This is a genomic window from Piscibacillus salipiscarius (genome assembly GCF_042685285.1).
GTDB classification, from domain to species: Bacteria; Bacillota; Bacilli; order Bacillales; family Alkalibacillaceae; genus Piscibacillus; species Piscibacillus salipiscarius.
Map to the genome: position 1 here is coordinate 131738 of NZ_JBHUMZ010000019.1, position 16378 is coordinate 148115.

The 16378-nt window shown below is 35.9% G+C and carries 21 protein-coding genes and 1 pseudogene; 7 read left to right on the forward strand and 15 right to left on the reverse strand.

The genetic code is table 11. The features are described from left to right. The first annotated feature begins 47 nt into the window (after positions 1–47). A complete protein-coding gene (gene paaX, locus ACFSW4_RS07620; protein ID WP_054752450.1) occupies positions 48–869 on the forward strand; it encodes a phenylacetic acid degradation operon negative regulatory protein PaaX in 822 nt (273 codons plus the stop codon). Between the two features lie 221 nt (positions 870–1090). On the opposite strand, the pseudogene ACFSW4_RS07625 reads toward paaX, so the two are convergent. Next, a pseudogene (locus ACFSW4_RS07625) lies at positions 1091–1617 on the reverse strand (gamma carbonic anhydrase family protein). Positions 1618–1736: 119 nt separating this feature from the next. Between ACFSW4_RS07625 and ACFSW4_RS07630 the strand changes: the two are divergent. The 4 genes from ACFSW4_RS07630 (at position 1737) to ACFSW4_RS07645 (ending at position 3808) form a co-directional block, all read left to right on the forward strand. Continuing rightward, positions 1737–2072 (forward strand): hypothetical protein, encoded by a 336-nt coding sequence (locus tag ACFSW4_RS07630; protein WP_054752452.1) that lies wholly within the window; start codon positions 1737–1739, stop codon positions 2070–2072. A 291-nt stretch (positions 2073–2363) separates the two neighbouring features. Next, entirely contained in the window at positions 2364–3164 is an 801-nt protein-coding gene (gene zupT, locus ACFSW4_RS07635) for a zinc transporter ZupT (RefSeq protein WP_377328475.1), read from the forward strand. A gap of 57 nt (positions 3165–3221) precedes the next feature. Then, on the forward strand, positions 3222–3644 hold the full coding sequence (gene mntR, locus ACFSW4_RS07640; RefSeq protein WP_377328477.1) for a transcriptional regulator MntR: 423 nt from the start codon (positions 3222–3224) through the stop codon (positions 3642–3644). Continuing rightward, on the forward strand, positions 3641–3808 hold the full coding sequence (locus ACFSW4_RS07645) for a glycine betaine ABC transporter substrate-binding protein (RefSeq protein WP_377328479.1): 168 nt from the start codon (positions 3641–3643) through the stop codon (positions 3806–3808). Before mntR ends, ACFSW4_RS07645 begins: the two co-directional genes overlap by 4 nt. Positions 3809–3869: 61 nt before the next feature. Here ACFSW4_RS07645 and ACFSW4_RS07650 read toward each other — a convergent pair whose 3' ends face one another. Next, positions 3870–4433, reverse strand: a complete 564-nt coding sequence (locus tag ACFSW4_RS07650) for a DUF3231 family protein (RefSeq protein ID WP_377328481.1) — start codon at positions 4431–4433, stop codon at positions 3870–3872. 195 nt (positions 4434–4628) lie between these two features. Then, positions 4629–5105, reverse strand: a complete 477-nt coding sequence (locus tag ACFSW4_RS07655) for a PaaI family thioesterase (protein WP_054752456.1) — start codon at positions 5103–5105, stop codon at positions 4629–4631. A gap of 122 nt (positions 5106–5227) precedes the next feature. Between ACFSW4_RS07655 and ACFSW4_RS07660 the strand changes: the two genes are divergently transcribed. Beyond that, entirely contained in the window at positions 5228–5953 is a 726-nt protein-coding gene (locus tag ACFSW4_RS07660; RefSeq protein WP_054752458.1) for a DUF421 domain-containing protein, read from the forward strand. Between the two features lie 237 nt (positions 5954–6190). On the opposite strand, the gene ACFSW4_RS07665 is transcribed toward ACFSW4_RS07660, so the two are convergent. Continuing rightward, positions 6191–6769, reverse strand: a complete 579-nt coding sequence (locus tag ACFSW4_RS07665; protein WP_054752459.1) for a DUF899 family protein — start codon at positions 6767–6769, stop codon at positions 6191–6193. A gap of 88 nt (positions 6770–6857) precedes the next feature. Continuing rightward, positions 6858–8117, reverse strand: coding sequence for a YeeE/YedE family protein (locus ACFSW4_RS07670; RefSeq protein ID WP_377328483.1), 1260 nt, complete (start codon positions 8115–8117; stop codon positions 6858–6860). A 336-nt stretch (positions 8118–8453) separates the two neighbouring features. Here ACFSW4_RS07670 and ACFSW4_RS07675 point away from each other — a divergent pair, with 336 nt between their 5' ends. Next, on the forward strand, positions 8454–10121 hold the full coding sequence (locus ACFSW4_RS07675; protein ID WP_377328485.1) for a M4 family metallopeptidase: 1668 nt from the start codon (positions 8454–8456) through the stop codon (positions 10119–10121). Between the two features lie 76 nt (positions 10122–10197). Here ACFSW4_RS07675 and ACFSW4_RS07680 read toward each other — a convergent pair whose 3' ends face one another. The 10 genes from ACFSW4_RS07680 to ACFSW4_RS07725 all read right to left on the reverse strand — a co-directional run bounded on the left by ACFSW4_RS07680 (position 10198) and on the right by ACFSW4_RS07725 (position 16361). Further along, on the reverse strand, positions 10198–11001 hold the full coding sequence (locus ACFSW4_RS07680) for a hypothetical protein (RefSeq protein ID WP_054752465.1): 804 nt from the start codon (positions 10999–11001) through the stop codon (positions 10198–10200). Between the two features lie 23 nt (positions 11002–11024). After that, positions 11025–11240, reverse strand: a complete 216-nt coding sequence (locus ACFSW4_RS07685) for a hypothetical protein (RefSeq protein WP_054752467.1) — start codon at positions 11238–11240, stop codon at positions 11025–11027. Between the two features lie 48 nt (positions 11241–11288). Further along, positions 11289–11804: a hypothetical protein gene (locus ACFSW4_RS07690; RefSeq protein WP_054752469.1), complete on the reverse strand. Its 516-nt coding sequence runs from the start codon at positions 11802–11804 to the stop codon at positions 11289–11291. 13 nt (positions 11805–11817) lie between these two features. Beyond that, positions 11818–12486, reverse strand: coding sequence for a Tad domain-containing protein (locus ACFSW4_RS07695; protein WP_377328487.1), 669 nt, complete (start codon positions 12484–12486; stop codon positions 11818–11820). Beyond that, positions 12486–12869 carry a TadE family protein gene (locus ACFSW4_RS07700; protein WP_054752475.1) on the reverse strand — a complete coding sequence of 128 codons (384 nt, stop codon included), beginning with the start codon at positions 12867–12869 and terminating at the stop codon, positions 12486–12488. Before ACFSW4_RS07700 ends, ACFSW4_RS07695 begins: the two co-directional genes overlap by 1 nt. Before the next feature lie 51 nt (positions 12870–12920). Beyond that, entirely contained in the window at positions 12921–13592 is a 672-nt protein-coding gene (locus tag ACFSW4_RS07705) for a hypothetical protein (protein WP_377328489.1), read from the reverse strand. Between the two features lie 194 nt (positions 13593–13786). After that, complete coding sequence (locus ACFSW4_RS07710) at positions 13787–14605, reverse strand: hypothetical protein (protein WP_377328491.1); 819 nt, start codon at positions 14603–14605, stop codon at positions 13787–13789. Between the two features lie 27 nt (positions 14606–14632). Continuing rightward, on the reverse strand, positions 14633–15217 hold the full coding sequence (locus ACFSW4_RS07715; protein WP_377328493.1) for a hypothetical protein: 585 nt from the start codon (positions 15215–15217) through the stop codon (positions 14633–14635). Further along, on the reverse strand, positions 15186–15458 hold the full coding sequence (locus tag ACFSW4_RS07720; RefSeq protein WP_377328495.1) for a hypothetical protein: 273 nt from the start codon (positions 15456–15458) through the stop codon (positions 15186–15188). Before ACFSW4_RS07720 ends, ACFSW4_RS07715 begins: the two co-directional genes overlap by 32 nt. 66 nt (positions 15459–15524) lie before the next feature. Next, positions 15525–16361 carry a hypothetical protein gene (locus ACFSW4_RS07725; protein WP_377328497.1) on the reverse strand — a complete coding sequence of 279 codons (837 nt, stop codon included), beginning with the start codon at positions 16359–16361 and terminating at the stop codon, positions 15525–15527. Between the last annotated feature and the right edge of the window lie 17 nt (positions 16362–16378).

Here is a 16378-nt window from a genome sequence, read left to right on the forward strand (position 1 = left end):
ACTAGTCTCAAATTGATACAAATGAAGAACGGAAAGGATCATCAGAAATGGACAAACAGTTTAACACACGGTCTATGATTTTTACGTTATATGGAGACTATGTCCGCCATTACGGGAGCGTGATCTGGATCGGTAGTTTAATAAAATTATTAAAAGAATTCGGGCACAATGAACAGGCCGTGCGCGCAGCTATCTCTCGTATGAGTAAGCAGGGGTGGGTAAAATCTGAGAAACGTGGTAATCGAAGCTACTATTCTTTAACTGAACAAGGAAAAGCACGCATGGAAGAGGCCTCAAAACGCATCTATAAATTCGAGTCCCAAAAGTGGGATGGATACTGGCGTATGCTAGTCTATAATATCCCAGAAAATAAACGCAGTTTGAGAGACGAACTTCGTAAAGAGCTTGTTTGGAGTGGATTTGGAAATCTATCAAATAGCTGCTGGATTACCCCTAACCCACTTGATGAACAAATACATAGGTTAGTTGATAAGTATGAGATTGCGGATTACATTACCTATTTCAAATCGACGTATGAAGGTATGAGCACACCGCAGAGCTTAGTCGATAAATGTTGGGACCTAGAGGATGTCAATCAAAAGTATTCTGATTTCATTAAGGAATATAGCGAGAAGTATTATATTGATAAAAACTTAATCGAAAAAGGTGCGATCAGTGACGGGGCATGCTTCGTAAAGTGCGCTTCTCTCGTTCACCAATACCGGAAATTCTTATTCATTGACCCAGATTTGCCTGAGGAATTACTTCCTAATCAATGGTTAGGAAATTCAGCCGCGACATTGTTTAATGACTATCATGATTTGCTTCAGCCTCGTGCGACTCAGTTTTTTGAAAGTGTGTTTGAATAGAACTGTCGTTTAGCGGTGCTCGATTATCGTTTCGGGAACCAAGAATATAGTTTAATAAATCTCGTCTCGTAATTAGATAATAAAATGAAAAAATAGATAATAAAACTTCGATTTTAGATAATAAATATTAAAATCAGATAATAAACTACCGATTCTGGATAATAAAAACAAAATTTAGATAATAACCATAAAGCCCAACCACTCAAGGTTGGGCTTTTACCTTACTTAATTCTTTCAAATACTTCTGGGTCTTGAAACTCACGACCCTTATTGGCATAAGTATTAATCGTCTCTTCAATCATTTCTAGATCCTGATCGGTTAGATCACGCACAACTTTACCTGGTGAACCGAGCACGAGTGATCGTGGTGGAATAACCTTGCCAGATGGAACCAAACTGTTCGCACCGATAATAGAATACTCACCTATCTCAGCTCCATCTAAAACAGTTGCTCCCATACCTACAAGTACACCTTTTTTAAGTGTACAGCCATGCACAATGGCGTGTGACCAATGGAAACCTCATCCTCCATGGTTAATGGAAACTGTTCGTATAAATGGCACATCGAGTTCTCCTGAATATTACAACGCTTGCCAATTCGAATGGGGCCCTCATCACCGCGGATGGTAACGTTGAACCACACACTGGAACCTTCGCCTATTTCAACATCTCCAATAATCTTAGCATCATCTGCGATAAACACTGAGTTGTGAATTCGTGGGGACTGGTCTTTGTAACGATAAATCATTTTACCCCTCCCGTTTAGTTTCTATTTTTAATATAACATAAATTAAATAATGCGTTTTAAAAGCATAATATCTGTAACCTTTAAACCCATCAATCGACTAAACTACTGGAGGGATTCCAATGAAACGATTATGGCTTATAATCGCAACCACCTTCTTGATGGCCTGCCACCAGTACCCTGGTGAGGGTTATGAAGGTGCCTTAACCGTAAATCAAGTCCTTGAGTTAAACCCCGATGCTAAATATTTTGAATTTAATAACCGAGTATACACAAAGGTGAACTGGGCTAAGGATCTTCAGTTAACTAAATGTGAACAAATTGGAGAAATCGAAAAGGGTATGTCAAATCATTTACCAATTGGTACTAAAATTTTCGCCCCCAAAGAGAGGCGTGATCTTTTAATAGTAGAACAAAATGGAGTGCAACATTACTACCTGGTTGCTTATGGAGAGTAATTATATAGATATGAATCAACATTACATAAGAAGTCCCATTAAAACAATCCAATGTAACTGCACTAAAGAAAATTAGCCCTACCTTATTGCATATCTAAAATTTTATGTTATAGTTTCCTAAAGGAAACATTCGGTCTCAAATGAAACTTTTATGTAAATATAAGCACGCTTTTTAAATAATAGGCATATCATTAAATTAGATTTTGCAGTTACTTTTTTTTAGTCAAAAAGTTTCCTAAAGGAAACATATTGTCCACCATGAAAGTGTAATTAGAACAGGAGGAACCAACTATGACAGAGAACTTATTACTTGCTTTTGGGCTAACATTGATGGCGGGGCTTGCAACAGGTATCGGCAGCCTGCTTGCATTCTTAACCACCACCACAAACACGAAGTTTTTATCATTCACACTTGGATTTTCTGCCGGGGTGATGATTTACGTATCGATGATTGAAATATTTTTTAAGGCTCAAGAATCACTAGTAGCTGCGATGGGAGAAGTCCAGGGTAACTGGCTAACAGTTGCAGGATTTTTCGGAGGAATCTTACTGATTGCTCTAATTGACCATTCTATCCCGAAACAAGGAAATCCACATGAATTGAAGAAAGTTGAAGATATGAATAAAGAACCAAAAGACCCTGCCTTACTTAAAATGGGGACTTTCACAGCTATTGCGATTGCAATTCACAACTTTCCTGAGGGGATTGCGACATTCACTTCTGCTTTGCAAGACCCTGCGCTAGGACTTGCGATTGCTGTAGCAATTGCGATTCATAATATTCCCGAGGGAATCGCTGTCTCCGTTCCCGTTTATTACGCAACTGGCAGTCGTAAAAAAGCCTTTAAATTATCGTTTTTATCTGGCTTATCAGAACCAATCGGAGCATTAGTTGCGTTTTTAATTTTGATGCCGTATTTAAATGACATTATGTTCGGGATTATTTTTGCTGGAGTCGCAGGGATTATGGTGTTTATTTCTCTTGATGAACTACTTCCAGCCGCTAAAAAGTATGACGAAACTCATGTATCAATTTACGGAGTCATTAGTGGAATGGCTATTATGGCCTTAAGTATTTTATTATTTATTTAAAAACTTGTCCGTTTAATCTAAAATAAAGATAAAGAGATCGTTAAAGGAGGAAGCTGTTTGGCTACAACACCCAACATGGAGGATTACTTAGAGATTATCTATTTGATGTTTGAAGAAAAAGGCTACGCACGCGCAACCGATATAGCAGAACACCTAGATGTCCTACCTTCCTCTGTGACTAAAATGATGAAACGATTGGATCGTCAAGGTCTTGGCGTTTATGAAAAATATCGCGGATTTGTCTTAACGTCAAAAGGCAAAAAAATAGCTAAAGACATCGTGGATAAACACCAGACTCTTGAAGATTTTTTCCGTGTGTTTGAAATAGATTCTGAAAATATTTACGAAGAAGTAGAAGGGATTGAGCATCATATCGGAAAAGAAACGACCTTCTGCATTTCATCGCTCATTCGCTTTTTCGAGGATCACCCAGAGATTAAAAAACAATATTTCAAATATCGCGAGGATTTAGATGATTGATTGGACTATCACCATGGATGCCAACAACTCATGGTGAGCTTTATAAAAAACACGAAGGTGAATTTGTCGACCTAGGACCAGCTTATGAAGGTGCAAAAATTGGTTTAGCCGTTCCAGCTTATATGGATGTCAAGTCTCTTAAAGACTTTGAACCTGCGGAATAATTAAGTAGTTTCTATATTAAAAACTCCTCTTTTTACGAAACGGAAAGAGGAGTTTTTATATTTATCGATTTTTAGAAGGCGCACCTGGTGGATGGTAAAAAGGCGGAACCTTTAACCAGCCACGTTTTCGCATTAAACTTTTTGCCTTCATACCTAACGATAATTTATCAATATGAAACTTTAAAAACATAAGGCCAACATCCGTCCTCACACTTTGACTTGCAGAGCCACTACATAAATTACTCGCATATACAAAATTAATACTGAGGGTATTCATAATTTCATTCTCCGTCATTCTAGCACCCTCTGGCACAGCTTCTGGTTCTGATTTCGGTTTATGTTCAGGAGCTGCAGGAAGTGTAACTCCCTCATCAATCATAAAGCTTCGCAGTTCTTTTTTATGAGAGTTAGCTACTTTCAAAGCTTCATTCACAAAGTCAACAACTTCTTTATTTTTTGTCATGTTTAAACTAATTTCTTCATAAACAATAATACTTTCAACGAACGCAAGGTAAGTCCAGCATGCCATTGCTTCGCCTACATGTATATCTTCTTTTTCACCATCTGTTAAACTCTTTAACGTGTGTAAGGAGGCTTCAATCCATTTCGGAAAATTATTTCCCACCTACGTTCACCTCTACTCAAATTTAGTTAAAATTATTTTTTACTAAATGAGTAGAAATATTCTTCCTTAAGTAAAACGTGTGACAAGCGCTACTAAAATCAATAAAATTAAGCCGATATAGATCAGGGTTTTCATACGATCCACTCTGAACTTCTCCTTTTTTTATTAGCATGCGCTACGTCACTCTAGATTATGTTACTGAGTAAAGTTTTCTGGCATAACTACTGCCACAACTGATCCTGAAGCGACTTTTTCTTCCCCAGCAAAAACATCAATATCCGTTTTAAATTTATGTTCCCGAACTTCTTCAACTTTTCCCACAGCTTTTAAGACCTTTCCTTGAGGTGTTGGTTTTGTGAATTTAATTTCTAAAGAAGCTGTCACAAACCTTGGAGCATCCACTCCGTCACCTGGTTCATTCCCCTTTTTGCGATGAAGTGCTAATGAAGCTGAACCTGTCCCGTGGCAGTCCATGAGAGATGCAAGAAACCCTCCATAGACAAACCCAGGAATAGCCGTGTATTTCTTATCAGGCTCATAATATGTAACGGTCTGATCTCCTTCCCAGCCAGTTCTAAATTGATGCCCTTCTTCATTTAGCCGTCCACACCCGTAGCAATGAGCAAAACTGTTCGGGTAATCATCTTGAATCGCATGTTTAATATGTGTCACCTGAATCCACCTCTGTTTTTTAAATTTTTCTATAATTTTAGATTATCATACATCGTATAGCTGTGCATGAGGTCTTGAGATTAGGTCAAAATACAATTAAGACAGCTTAAGGAGCCTTATTTATGGATGAAACTTTAAAAGAAACATTGATTGTACTTGGAAGAATTATAACGATCTTGCCACTTTTATTATTGGTCACGATTTTTATGGGGAAAAGAGCAATAGGTGAGCTCCCTATATTTGATTTTTTAATTGTCATTTCACTCGGCTCTTTAGTAGGTGCGGATATAGCTGACCCATCCATTGAACATTTATACACAGTCGTTGCACTAATCGCAATTGCTATGTTGCAAAGGTTAGTAGCTAAACTCAAAATAATGAACCGAAAAATTGGCCGCTACCTAACTTTTGAACCTACCGTAGTAGTCCAAGACGGCAAGCTGTTAAATCAAAATCTAAAACGCATTCGCTACTCAATTGATAACATCCTTCAGCTGCTAAGAGAAAAAAACGTGTTTGACCTAAATGATGTCCAAACAGCCATCATCGAATCTGATGGAAGTTTAAGTGTGTTATTAAAACCATCAAAAAGGCCCATTACAATTGAAGATATGCAGCTTGATGGAGGCCAGCCTAGCATATCATTACCTGTCGTTATGGAAGGGGAAATTTACACAAGTATTTTAAAATCATTTAGTTTGAATGAAACGTGGTTAAAAGAAGAACTGGCTAAGCGTGGTATTTTAGATGTACAGGAAGTTTTTTATGCCGCTATTAACTATGATTTAGAACTTCACATTTCTCTTAAAAACGAGAAAGGATTATATGTTCCAAGGTTTTATCATTAGACCCTAAAGATTTTATGATTTTAGCTACAACTTCAATAAAAATAAAATTTATGGGACATCAGAAACCTTTTATGAGACATTTGTAAACGAAATGCGGAATCGATTTTTGTCGAAAAGGGGCATTAGACTTAATTTATAAGACATTAAAGCCGATTTATAGGACATTTCGGCAAATATATGAGACATTGCATTAGAAAAAGCTTTTGCACCCAACATAGGCGCAAAAGCTCACAGAAATTAATATGCCTTTTTCGGCGCCCACTGACTTTCCTCTTCTGGTAGTAAATCTATGAATGACCACATACCACAGAATGAATCTCCTGGGCCGAATGGAGCTGATGAGTATTGATAAATCTGACCATCTTCGTCTTTTTTCAGAATGGATACGCCAGGCTGAGGTGCACCATCTGAAGTTTCAAAACCTAATGCTTGTTTGAATTTAGATTGTGCAGTAGAAACTAGTTTAAATCGCCACTTACGCTGATCCGCAAATTCAGCCATGACATCAGGTTCGTCGGATGAAGCCAAAACAACCGGCGCCACGCTTTCTAAATGGTGAAGGATTCCATTGATTTCATCCGCCCAAAGCATACAATAATTACAAGACTTACCCATATTCTGAATAACATATAACGTGTCAGCATCACCAAATAGCTTATCGACCGTCACTTTGTTACCTTCCCTGTCCAGTAACTCATAATTATCAATGACCACTTTTCCCTCTTGCTTCATCAGCTCAAATAATTCCTTCTTTTTAGCAGCCAACTCTTCGTGAAGACTATTAATCCTCTGTTCTAAAGTACCCGCATCAGACATTCCCATACCTCCTAAAATATTTGTTATGTTTTAATTCTACAAAGATATGGAAAAACCTCTTATTGCTATGTGCAATAAGAGGTCTTTTTTAACAGAATGAATCTTTTGGTTTTGGTACGGATAATCCGAATAGTGGTCTTAGATATAATGCGATAAAAGTACCGGCTAAAGCCATGATTCCCCATACATAACCGTGTAAACTAAATGAAGCAATACCGCCGAAGTAAGCACCAATATTACAACCAAAGGCTAAGCGTGCGCCGTAACCCATTAGTAGACCACCAATGATTGCTGCCGTCACATTTCCTTTAGTAAGGTTAGAAAACTTAAATAAACCTCCTGCAGCTGACGCTAAGAAAGCACCTAAAATAACACCAAAGTTTAACACAGTTGTTGAATCCGCAAATATAGATGCTTCTAATGCCTGAGCATTAGCACCTTGCCAGTAGCTCCAGCTAGCGACGTCAACCCCAAAGAAGCTTGCTGCTTTAGATCCCCATAAGGCAAATGCCGACGTAATGCCCCATGGATTGCCTCGCGTCATAAGTGTTAACGCGTTTAACACAGCAAGCGCGATCGCAGCTGCAAATAGAGGCCAAGAACCACGGAAAATACGTTTCCAACCTGATGTTGTTGGTAGTGGCGCCATTTTCGGAGCCTTTTTCTTACGTTCTACGACAAGCGTAATCCAGGCAATTAATCCAAATAACGCAATCGACACAGCCCAGGCACCTCCGTACCCTAGACCAGTTGATGTCGCAATTGAGAAAGCTTCCATCGAAGGCAGCTCCTCTGTCCAAAATGGTAAATGCGCAGCTCCTACCGTTGCACCTACGATGAAAAATAGTAACGTGATGAGCATCACCGTACGCCCGCCACCAACAGCGTATAGCGTACCAGATGCACAACCGCCACCTAGCTGCATGCCGATTCCGAACATGAACGCACCAACTAATACGCTAATCCCTACAGGTGCGACATAGCCGGCTGCACCTGTTCCAAAGAACGAAAGGCCAAATGCCAAGATTGGAGCAAACAACGTTACGGCCACTCCAAGCATCAACATATGTGCCCGAAGTGCCTGACCGTTTCCAACCGATGCAAGGCGGCGAAAGGCTGACGTAAAACCAAATCTAGCATGGAATAGCGTGTAGCCTAGTAATAAACCAAGTATTAATAGTACGGGCTGCATGGATGATTGGGTCATCATCAAATACACCATAAGTATAGCTGTAACAGCTAACCCACCTATGATTAATTTAGTTTGCGGTTTATTTAAACCTGTGTCTTTAGCTTTCACAGGATCTTTAACTTCGTTGACAGGCTGTACTCTTGTTGTTGTCGCCATATTAATTCTCCTTTTTCTGATAAATTTTGTCGGAATTAATGACATACATTATCATATTAAGGATTGAACGCTTTGTCAAAGGAAAAACTTACAAACTATCAAAATGACTTTCTCTAGTACTCATTAACCATATTATTTCGATTAACGAACTATCATACTATAGTAATACTCCCTCTTAACAGCTTAGTATAATCACTTTTCCCAGTTGTGATTGCTTTATTTCTAACACTAAAGTGCTATTATTTTAATTTTCTAAATATAATAATAAATCATCATGACAACCTAATTCTTCCAATCTATAATATCTATTAACTATAGATTGGGAGGGGTTATTTTATGAAAATGCGTAAAGCAACATCCGTTGTCTTAGCATCAACGTTAATTTTGGGTGGTTTTCAAACAAGCCACGCACTCATCCAAGGAGATGTACAAGCTCCGAATGTTATGGCACAACAACAAACGAAAGACTTTAAGGATCATGTTCCTATCTTTGTTAAGGAAATGCAGAAAGAACGCTTTTCAAAGAGTAGCGTTAAAAATGCCAAAGCCTATTTAAACAAGCATAAAGATAAACTTAATATAGAGAGCGCTCAGCAGGAGCTCCAGGCTAAAAACGTTGAAAAAGACGAACTAGGCATGACGCATATCCGATTTAATCAGGAGAAAAATGGAATACCAATTGAAGGCACCGAAGTCATCGTTCACTTTAACAAACAAAACGAAGTTGTCGCTGCGAATGGTCATGTCAGCCAAGATACGGACGTTAATCAATTAAATACGAACCCAAAACTATCTGAAGGAAAAGCTATTGATATTGCGAAAACAAGTGTCGAAGCACCAGACCAATTAAAATATGAACCAAGATCTGAACTAGTCATTTATCCATTTGAAGGGGAGCAATATCTAGCTCATAAAGTAAACGTGACGTTCTTATCGGACGAGCCAGGTAACTGGTTTGTGTATGTCGATGCACATACAGGAGAAGTCATCGATCAATTTAATGCATTACACCCACTAGAAGAATATAAAATGGAAGATCACACAGGAGTTGGAACAGGTGTTCACGGTGAACTTCGAGGAGATTTACACATGTCTCGAGTTAAAGCAGATGGAGACAGCACTCATTTCATGCTTGCCGACCACTCCCATGAGGGCCTAGAAGGCATTCTAACATATGATTATAAAACAGGTGAGCTCGTCACCAATAACAGTGCAGCTTTCAACAGTGAGGAAGATGCACCAGGAGTTGATGCGCATTATAACTCCGAACAAGTATATGATTACTATAAAGAAGAACACGACCGAAACTCTTTAGATGATGAAGGAATGGCCATCGTCTCTTACGTTAACTTTGGAAACAACTACAACAATGCCTTTTGGAACGGGCGTAACATGACTTACGGTAATGGAGATGGTGACTTTATGGTTCCGCTATCTGCTGGACTTGATGTCGCCGCACACGAGATGACTCATGGCGTTATTTCGAATACGGCTAACCTGGTTTATAGAGGTCAATCAGGTGCGTTAAACGAGTCGTTCGCAGATATTTTCGGAGCTATTATTGATGATGAAAACTGGGAGTTAGGTGAAGATATTATGGGACCTGGTGCTGTTGAAGACGGACGAACTGCACTTCGTAGCCTAAGTGACCCAAGTAAATTCCCAGTTAACGAGGCCTATGTGCCATATGGAAATGGTGACGGTATGTATCCATCACATATGGATGAATTTTATGATTTACCTTGGTACCTTGATAATGGAGGCGTACACATTAACTCATCCATTATTAACCATGCCGCGTATTTAACCGCACAGGAAATCGGACGAGAAGCGTTAGGTAACATTTATTATCGTGCTCTTGTTCATTACCTAACACCAAACTCTAACTTCCAAGAGGCTCGCCAAGTCATTGTTCAGTCGGCAATTGACTTATACGGTGAAGGAAGCGAAGAAGCCCAAGCGACAGCAAGTGGCTTTGATCAAGTTGGGATTAATGAAGAATAAATAAAATGAAGCCTTCGCAGGTGTGCGGAGGCTTTATTCATAATGATACTGCCAATTAAACTATTTGTTACAACCATTAATTCTTATTATCTGAATCAATATCTCTATACCTTTTTTTATATTGATAATAATGAACTGTCTCTTCAGTTTCAAAAGAATATTGACTCCAAGAATTATTCAATTCTTGAGTTTCATCTGTAATAACCAACTTAATTTCTTCTGGTTCTAATTTCATAATATGAGACTCTATAACCTCTAGTTCCTCTTCTTGCCTATTAAAAACTCTAAAACTTAATTGCACTTCTTTTGATTGATCGAAATTATTTTTAACATAAAATACATTTGCATAGCTATCACAAGTATACCTTGGTCGAGTGCTTTCTGCTCGCAAACAATTGCTTTCTGAAGAAGCTAAAATAACAGCAATATCCTCATCTTTCTCATTCAACTTTTCATAGGCAAAATTGAGATCTCTAACGTATTTCATTTTCTCTCCAGCAGGTAGAAACCAAATTATAATGGTCAGCATGACTAACATGAATACCCCTATGAATTTCCACATTAGGGTAGGATTATGGTAGTGTGTTCTTCCTACTTTTAAAGTAGTTATGATATTGGCTAAGGAGAAAACTCCTCCAATAATTAAAACCGTTATTAAAGCTATACTTGCAGAATGAAGGTTGATGAAGATTGGGATGTTATATCTAATGTTTAAATATATTGCATGGATTAAAACTAATAATGCAAGAGTTAAAAAGAGCTTTAATGGCCCTTTCCACTTAACTTTGGCTATTTTACCTCTTTTATAGTCTACAACCGAGAATAATAACCAAATTAGTGGTACGGTTGTAATTAAAATAACAAGTAAAACCATTAACATATTTATTTACCCCTAAACTCAAACTAAACATTTGAATTATATTCTTTATTCTTAATTGATTCTAGATGCCTTTTTCTCATAGTAGGTACTCCTGTCGCTAATACAACAGCTGTAATTAAAGAAGCATTTGAAGCTGTACCATTAATTAATTCAACAAGCGTAACAGGTATATAGATACCGTATGTGAAAATCATTAAAAACAGATAAAGTCGTCTAATACTTTTTTCGGATTTAAACATATTTACACCTCAATTAGATTTTTTAAAACTTATATATTCTCCTACTAACTAAATTTCTTCTTCTTCAAACTCAATATCATATTCTTCTTCAAACTCTACAATCTTGTTTTCTACTTCTTGAGTTAATTCATCAAACTCTACCATTAATTTATCGATTTCTTTTGAAGCTTCGTTAGCTTCTTCCTCAGTCATTTCACCATTAGCCAACTGACCTAATATATCCACTTCAAGTTTCATAGCTTCATGCCAAGCAGTTATTTGTTTCTTTCGTAAATCATGATACTCTTTTACACTTTCTGATTCCGGGTCCTTAGATTCAAGGTTAGTTAGCATTTTCCCAACAAGGTCGGGTAACTCTTTCTGAATCTCATAACTCTCTTCTACAGTTGCAGCTGTTTCTGTTTGTTGTAGGACTTCTTCAATTTCATTCAGTACTTCATCGTTAAACTCAGTTAAATCATTATGGTAACTAATAATCTCTTCCTGCTCCTCAGAACCGCTACATGCAGCTAATACTAATGATAATAACAGAACTAACACTGAACCCTTCATTAAATTCTTCATTCAAATTCGTCTCCTATTCTTCTAAATTAATTGTTTTTGGATTTCCCCATATATCCTCTAAAAAATCAATTTTAGGTCCTGAGGAGTTTTGATACACATTATCTTGAAAATTCTCAATAATATTGCTATATGTTGTGGCCGTAAACTCTTTAGAAGCCTTTACATGAAATCTATTATTCTTAATTTCCAGTTGAGCATCTTCTAATAGTCCATCGTTCTTTTGAATAGTACGTTTAATACTTCTAATGACTTTTTGTTTATCCACTCTACTTTCCAAGAATCCCTCAAGTTCAACTCGATAGTCTGAGCTATTTAATTCTTCATTTAAGACCTGATCAAATGCTTCTATTTCTATCTCTCTTAAAGACCATCCAACATATCCACCTGAGGTTTCTAGATGTTCTTTACGGTTAGAGACTTTTTCTTCAAAGTCTTCGAAAAAAGCATGTAAAGCTCCTTCTAATGTTTCCTCTTCATACTCGTCGATAGCGTTTCTTACCTCTTCGTAAAAAACACTAGTCGCGACCATACTCGCTTGTTGTGCAATGGAAGCAGATTTTTCCTTCGTCGCAAACACACTTCCTAAATTTAGAACAAAGACGAACAACACCATATTTATTATAAGAAGGCCTAATACAAATATCGCAATGTTTCCACGTTCATTATTCAATATCTTCTTCATCACTCAATCACCCTACTATGAGCTTCAGCTGTAAAATTAATCGTAGGCGTTTGTGTTCCAAAAATTTGTTCCGGTAAGAAAATCAAACGAATACTTGCATTAACCGTCGTCGAGAACTCTCTACTTGTAGTGTCAGTTCTACTAATTATTCCTCCTAGATAATTAGTAGAGTCTAGGATTGATTCAGCTGCGATTTTCGCTTCACTGTTATTTTCTGTAACAGAATACACCTTTGCATACTCATTTGCTGCTGATTGCGCTACAATCACACCATGAACACTCACGATGAACTGAATCATGATTGCTAGTAGGATAAAAGCTAATGGAACAATCCCTAAAAATTCAATTGTCGCCGAACCTTCTTCAGATTTAATTTTATTCATTAGCTATTATCCTCCTTAATTGGTTATAGATTTCAAGTGTCTTCATTTCTGCTAATTAAAATATTGTAATAGGCCTGTAGGGTACCTTAATTCTTTTATTGTTTCTATATTCGATTTCCTTTGCCTTTCAATGTGTTCTTCAATATAAGCTGCTATATATTCATCTCTGTTACTTATGTTTGTTGTATCTATTTGAGTAACTTCATTTAATTCACTTATCATTTTTTCCTTATCTTTAGTAAATTCAGAGACATATCGTCTAACCTCATCTGTAAACAATTCTGGCTTATCTTTAATTACTTGTTCTAGGTCTTTAAAATAGTCTACAGAATCAATGGATAAGTTGATTTGTTGATTCTGTATATAATCTAACTCTGCATTCATCTCTAACACTGCATCTACATCTTCCGCTTCATAGATATTATTAGGTTCTTTTGATTGGATAAAGTCATTAAATCGCTTCATTAAGTTAGACAATTGATCTTGCAAATTGAGCATTTCTTTCAACATATTAATTAAAGCATTAATAATACCCTGCTCTTTTTCTGTTAGGTTTCCTTCTAGTAATGTTTCCAAGTGTGTTCTCGTTTTTTGAAACCCTATCATATTTATATTTTTTCTGTACGTGCCATGCCTTTTGGTAGAAGAAATTCTCGAGACTAAAAGCACATAAGATTCAAAAGCCTTTAAGTACTCATCTTTATCTATGTGTTGATCATCCACCGAAAAAAACACTCCGCCCGTATCTTTCCCAAATCTACTATAAAAGGCCATATGATATAAGTTTCCATTATAAGATAATTTTTTATCATCGACCCATGAAGTTTCAAAAAGCTTTTTATGCTGTTTTACTATTTTTTTTACTGCTGGTTGCGAATACAAAAGATCACCCTTTCTCAATTTATAAAACTAAGCCCTTAATAACAATCAAAATTCCTAGCCTTACATTTTAATTTACTTAAATACCTTTGTTGCATCTCTTTATAGCTATCTTTAAATGCTCGGATATGCTCTTCTCTCATGAAGTCTTCTTGATCATCAAAGTAAGTAATCTTACGTATTTCTCGCTCAAGTCTATCTTTGCTTTTTGAAAACTCCTTAATATACCTTCTAACTTCAGCAGTAACATAACCTCTTAATAGGTTATTAGAATGTAACTCATCATAAATTATTGTAAATTCATCACAAGTATTAAGTTCATTGTTTAGCTGTTGGAATTGTATATAATCTAACTCTGCCAAAATAGTTTGTATGTGATCAACATCTTCTGGGAAAAACCGATTCCCATCTACTTCACGTTTTTTCTTCATAAATGATTCATACTCTTCTACAAGTTCAATACACTCTGTCTGTAAATTCAAAGTACTAGTAATTGTATTTAAACACTTATCAAAAACTGGTTTATTAATCGTGCCGGTATCCCTAGCAATGTCTTTCAAGAAAGATTTTGTCTTTTCGTAAGCGATCATATTTATATTTTTTCTTTCTGTGCCATTTCTTTTAATACTTGAAGCGTTAGTTAGAAAATAAACTAGTAGCTCAAAGGCTCTATGGTATTCCTCTTTAAAAGCGTTATCAGGTGATGTTAGTATCATTTCTGTGTCTTTTTTGAATCTTCTATAAAAAACAAAGTAAAAATCTTTCCCATTCAATTGAAGAAAGTTAGGGTTAATCGTGTACTTTTCAAAAACTTTTTTATACTTTTCTGCTTCTTTAATTATCTTTTGAGGAAACATCTTTTCACTCCTACAAGTTGTGAGTGATTAGTCAAGGTTTCTTATGTCTTCCTTCAAGCCTTGAAGATAAGTTCGTTGCATTTCATTATATCTTTCTTTGACTTTATCTATATGTTCTTCCTTTGTTAACTTATCTTGTTCTTTAAAATAAGTAATTTTTTGAATTTCTTGATGCAGTACCTCTTTATCCTTTGAAAATTCTTTTATATACCCTTTAACTTCTGGTGTTACATATTCTTGCACTCTACTATTAGTGTTTAAATCTTCATTGATATAGGAGAAATCATCAAAACCTTTTATAGAATTACCCAATTGTTTATACTGTATATAATCTAATTGAGCTAAAATAGATTGTACAAAATCTACATCATCAGGAAAGAATCTATTATTATCCTCACCACGCTTTTTATTAATGAATGAATCATATTGATCCACTAAATTAATTACTTCCTTTTGTAAATTCAAATTTATTGTTAAGATATTGTAGGTATTCTCATAATACGGTTTTATATCTTCGTTCAAAACATTTCTGTCTAATACTTCCTTTAGAAAAGCCTTTGTTTTTTCAAATCCTACCATATTAATTTTTTTTCCTTGAGTTGCCGTTATCAACTATACTAGCACCATTATTTAAGAGGAATACTAAGTATTCGAGTGCTCTATTATAATCTGCTTGATCGGCTTCATTTGTTGTCGCAGATACAATTAATTCGCTTTTTTTGCTATAAAAACGAGTAAAAAATACTAAATAAAAATCGGTACTATTTAAGTGAAGATAAAAAGGGTGAACCCAGTATTTTTCAAATAGCTTTTTATGTTTTTTTGCTTCTTGTAATACCTTTAACGGAAACATTATACTTCTCCTATCACTCCATTAACTACAGCATTTATAACCAGCTAATACTTAATTGTTTTGTTTTTACATGACCTCTAATAACCCTTTTGGATACCTTAAGTCTTTTAGTAAGCCTTTATTTAGTTCTCTTTGTCGATCAACATGCTCTATTATATAAGCATTAATATAATCTTCTTTACCATTAATATTTGATGTGTCTATTTGTGTAACCTCTTTTAGGTTTTTTATCATTTTTTCCTTATCCTTAGTAAACTCAGAAACATATCGTCTAACTGCAGTTGTAAACATGCTTGGTTTATTCTTAATAACCTCTTCAAGTTGTTTAAAGTAGTCAACCGAATCGATAGATAAATTACCTTGTTGATTTTGTATATAATCTAGCTCCGCATTCATCTTTAATAAAACATCTACGTCTTCGGGGTGATAAATGTTATTGGGTTCTTTTGACTTAAGGAAACTATTAAATCGATTCATTAAATCTGATAGCTGGTCTTGCAAATTAATCATTTCCCTTAACATATTAATCAATATGTCCATAAGTTTCTTTTCATCTTCAATAAGACTTTCACGTTTTAATAATGCTTTTAAGTGAGCTTCTGTATTTTCAAAACCAATCATACTTGCTTTGTTTTTATAATTTCCGTGTTCCTTGGTAGAGTTTGTTCTAGTTATTAGAAGCACGAATAACTCAAATGCTTCTAAGTACTCTTCCTTAGTAATATTTTCATCGTTTGGTGTGAAAATGATTCCACCGTTGACAGTGTTATACTTCTTATAAAACACTTTATGGTAAATGTTACCTTTATAAGAAAGCTTTTTATCGTCAAGCCAATATGTCTCAAAGAGTTTTTTAAACTGTTTAGCTTTTTGTTCTACTATTAAAAGAGAATCATCATACATAGGAAATCATCCGCGCC

Excerpts from the sequence above, each read along its gene's own strand:
- paaX (WP_054752450.1), top strand. The coding sequence starts at position 48 with ATGGACAAACAGTTTAACACACGGTCTATGATTTTTACGTTATATGGA.
- ACFSW4_RS07630 (WP_054752452.1), top strand. The coding sequence starts at position 1,737 with ATGAAACGATTATGGCTTATAATCGCAACCACCTTCTTGATGGCCTGC.
- zupT (WP_377328475.1), top strand. The coding sequence starts at position 2,364 with ATGACAGAGAACTTATTACTTGCTTTTGGGCTAACATTGATGGCGGGG.
- ACFSW4_RS07660 (WP_054752458.1), top strand. The coding sequence starts at position 5,228 with ATGGATGAAACTTTAAAAGAAACATTGATTGTACTTGGAAGAATTATA.
- ACFSW4_RS07665 (WP_054752459.1), bottom strand. The coding sequence starts at position 6,769 with ATGTCTGATGCGGGTACTTTAGAACAGAGGATTAATAGTCTTCACGAA.
- ACFSW4_RS07670 (WP_377328483.1), bottom strand. The coding sequence starts at position 8,117 with ATGGCGACAACAACAAGAGTACAGCCTGTCAACGAAGTTAAAGATCCT.
- ACFSW4_RS07675 (WP_377328485.1), top strand. The coding sequence starts at position 8,454 with ATGAAAATGCGTAAAGCAACATCCGTTGTCTTAGCATCAACGTTAATT.
- ACFSW4_RS07680 (WP_054752465.1), bottom strand. The coding sequence starts at position 11,001 with ATGTTAATGGTTTTACTTGTTATTTTAATTACAACCGTACCACTAATT.
- ACFSW4_RS07685 (WP_054752467.1), bottom strand. The coding sequence starts at position 11,240 with ATGTTTAAATCCGAAAAAAGTATTAGACGACTTTATCTGTTTTTAATG.
- ACFSW4_RS07690 (WP_054752469.1), bottom strand. The coding sequence starts at position 11,804 with ATGAAGAATTTAATGAAGGGTTCAGTGTTAGTTCTGTTATTATCATTA.
- ACFSW4_RS07695 (WP_377328487.1), bottom strand. The coding sequence starts at position 12,486 with ATGAAGAAGATATTGAATAATGAACGTGGAAACATTGCGATATTTGTA.
- ACFSW4_RS07700 (WP_054752475.1), bottom strand. The coding sequence starts at position 12,869 with ATGAATAAAATTAAATCTGAAGAAGGTTCGGCGACAATTGAATTTTTA.
- ACFSW4_RS07710 (WP_377328491.1), bottom strand. The coding sequence starts at position 14,605 with ATGTTTCCTCAAAAGATAATTAAAGAAGCAGAAAAGTATAAAAAAGTT.
- ACFSW4_RS07720 (WP_377328495.1), bottom strand. The coding sequence starts at position 15,458 with ATGTTTCCGTTAAAGGTATTACAAGAAGCAAAAAAACATAAAAAGCTA.
- ACFSW4_RS07725 (WP_377328497.1), bottom strand. The coding sequence starts at position 16,361 with ATGTATGATGATTCTCTTTTAATAGTAGAACAAAAAGCTAAACAGTTT.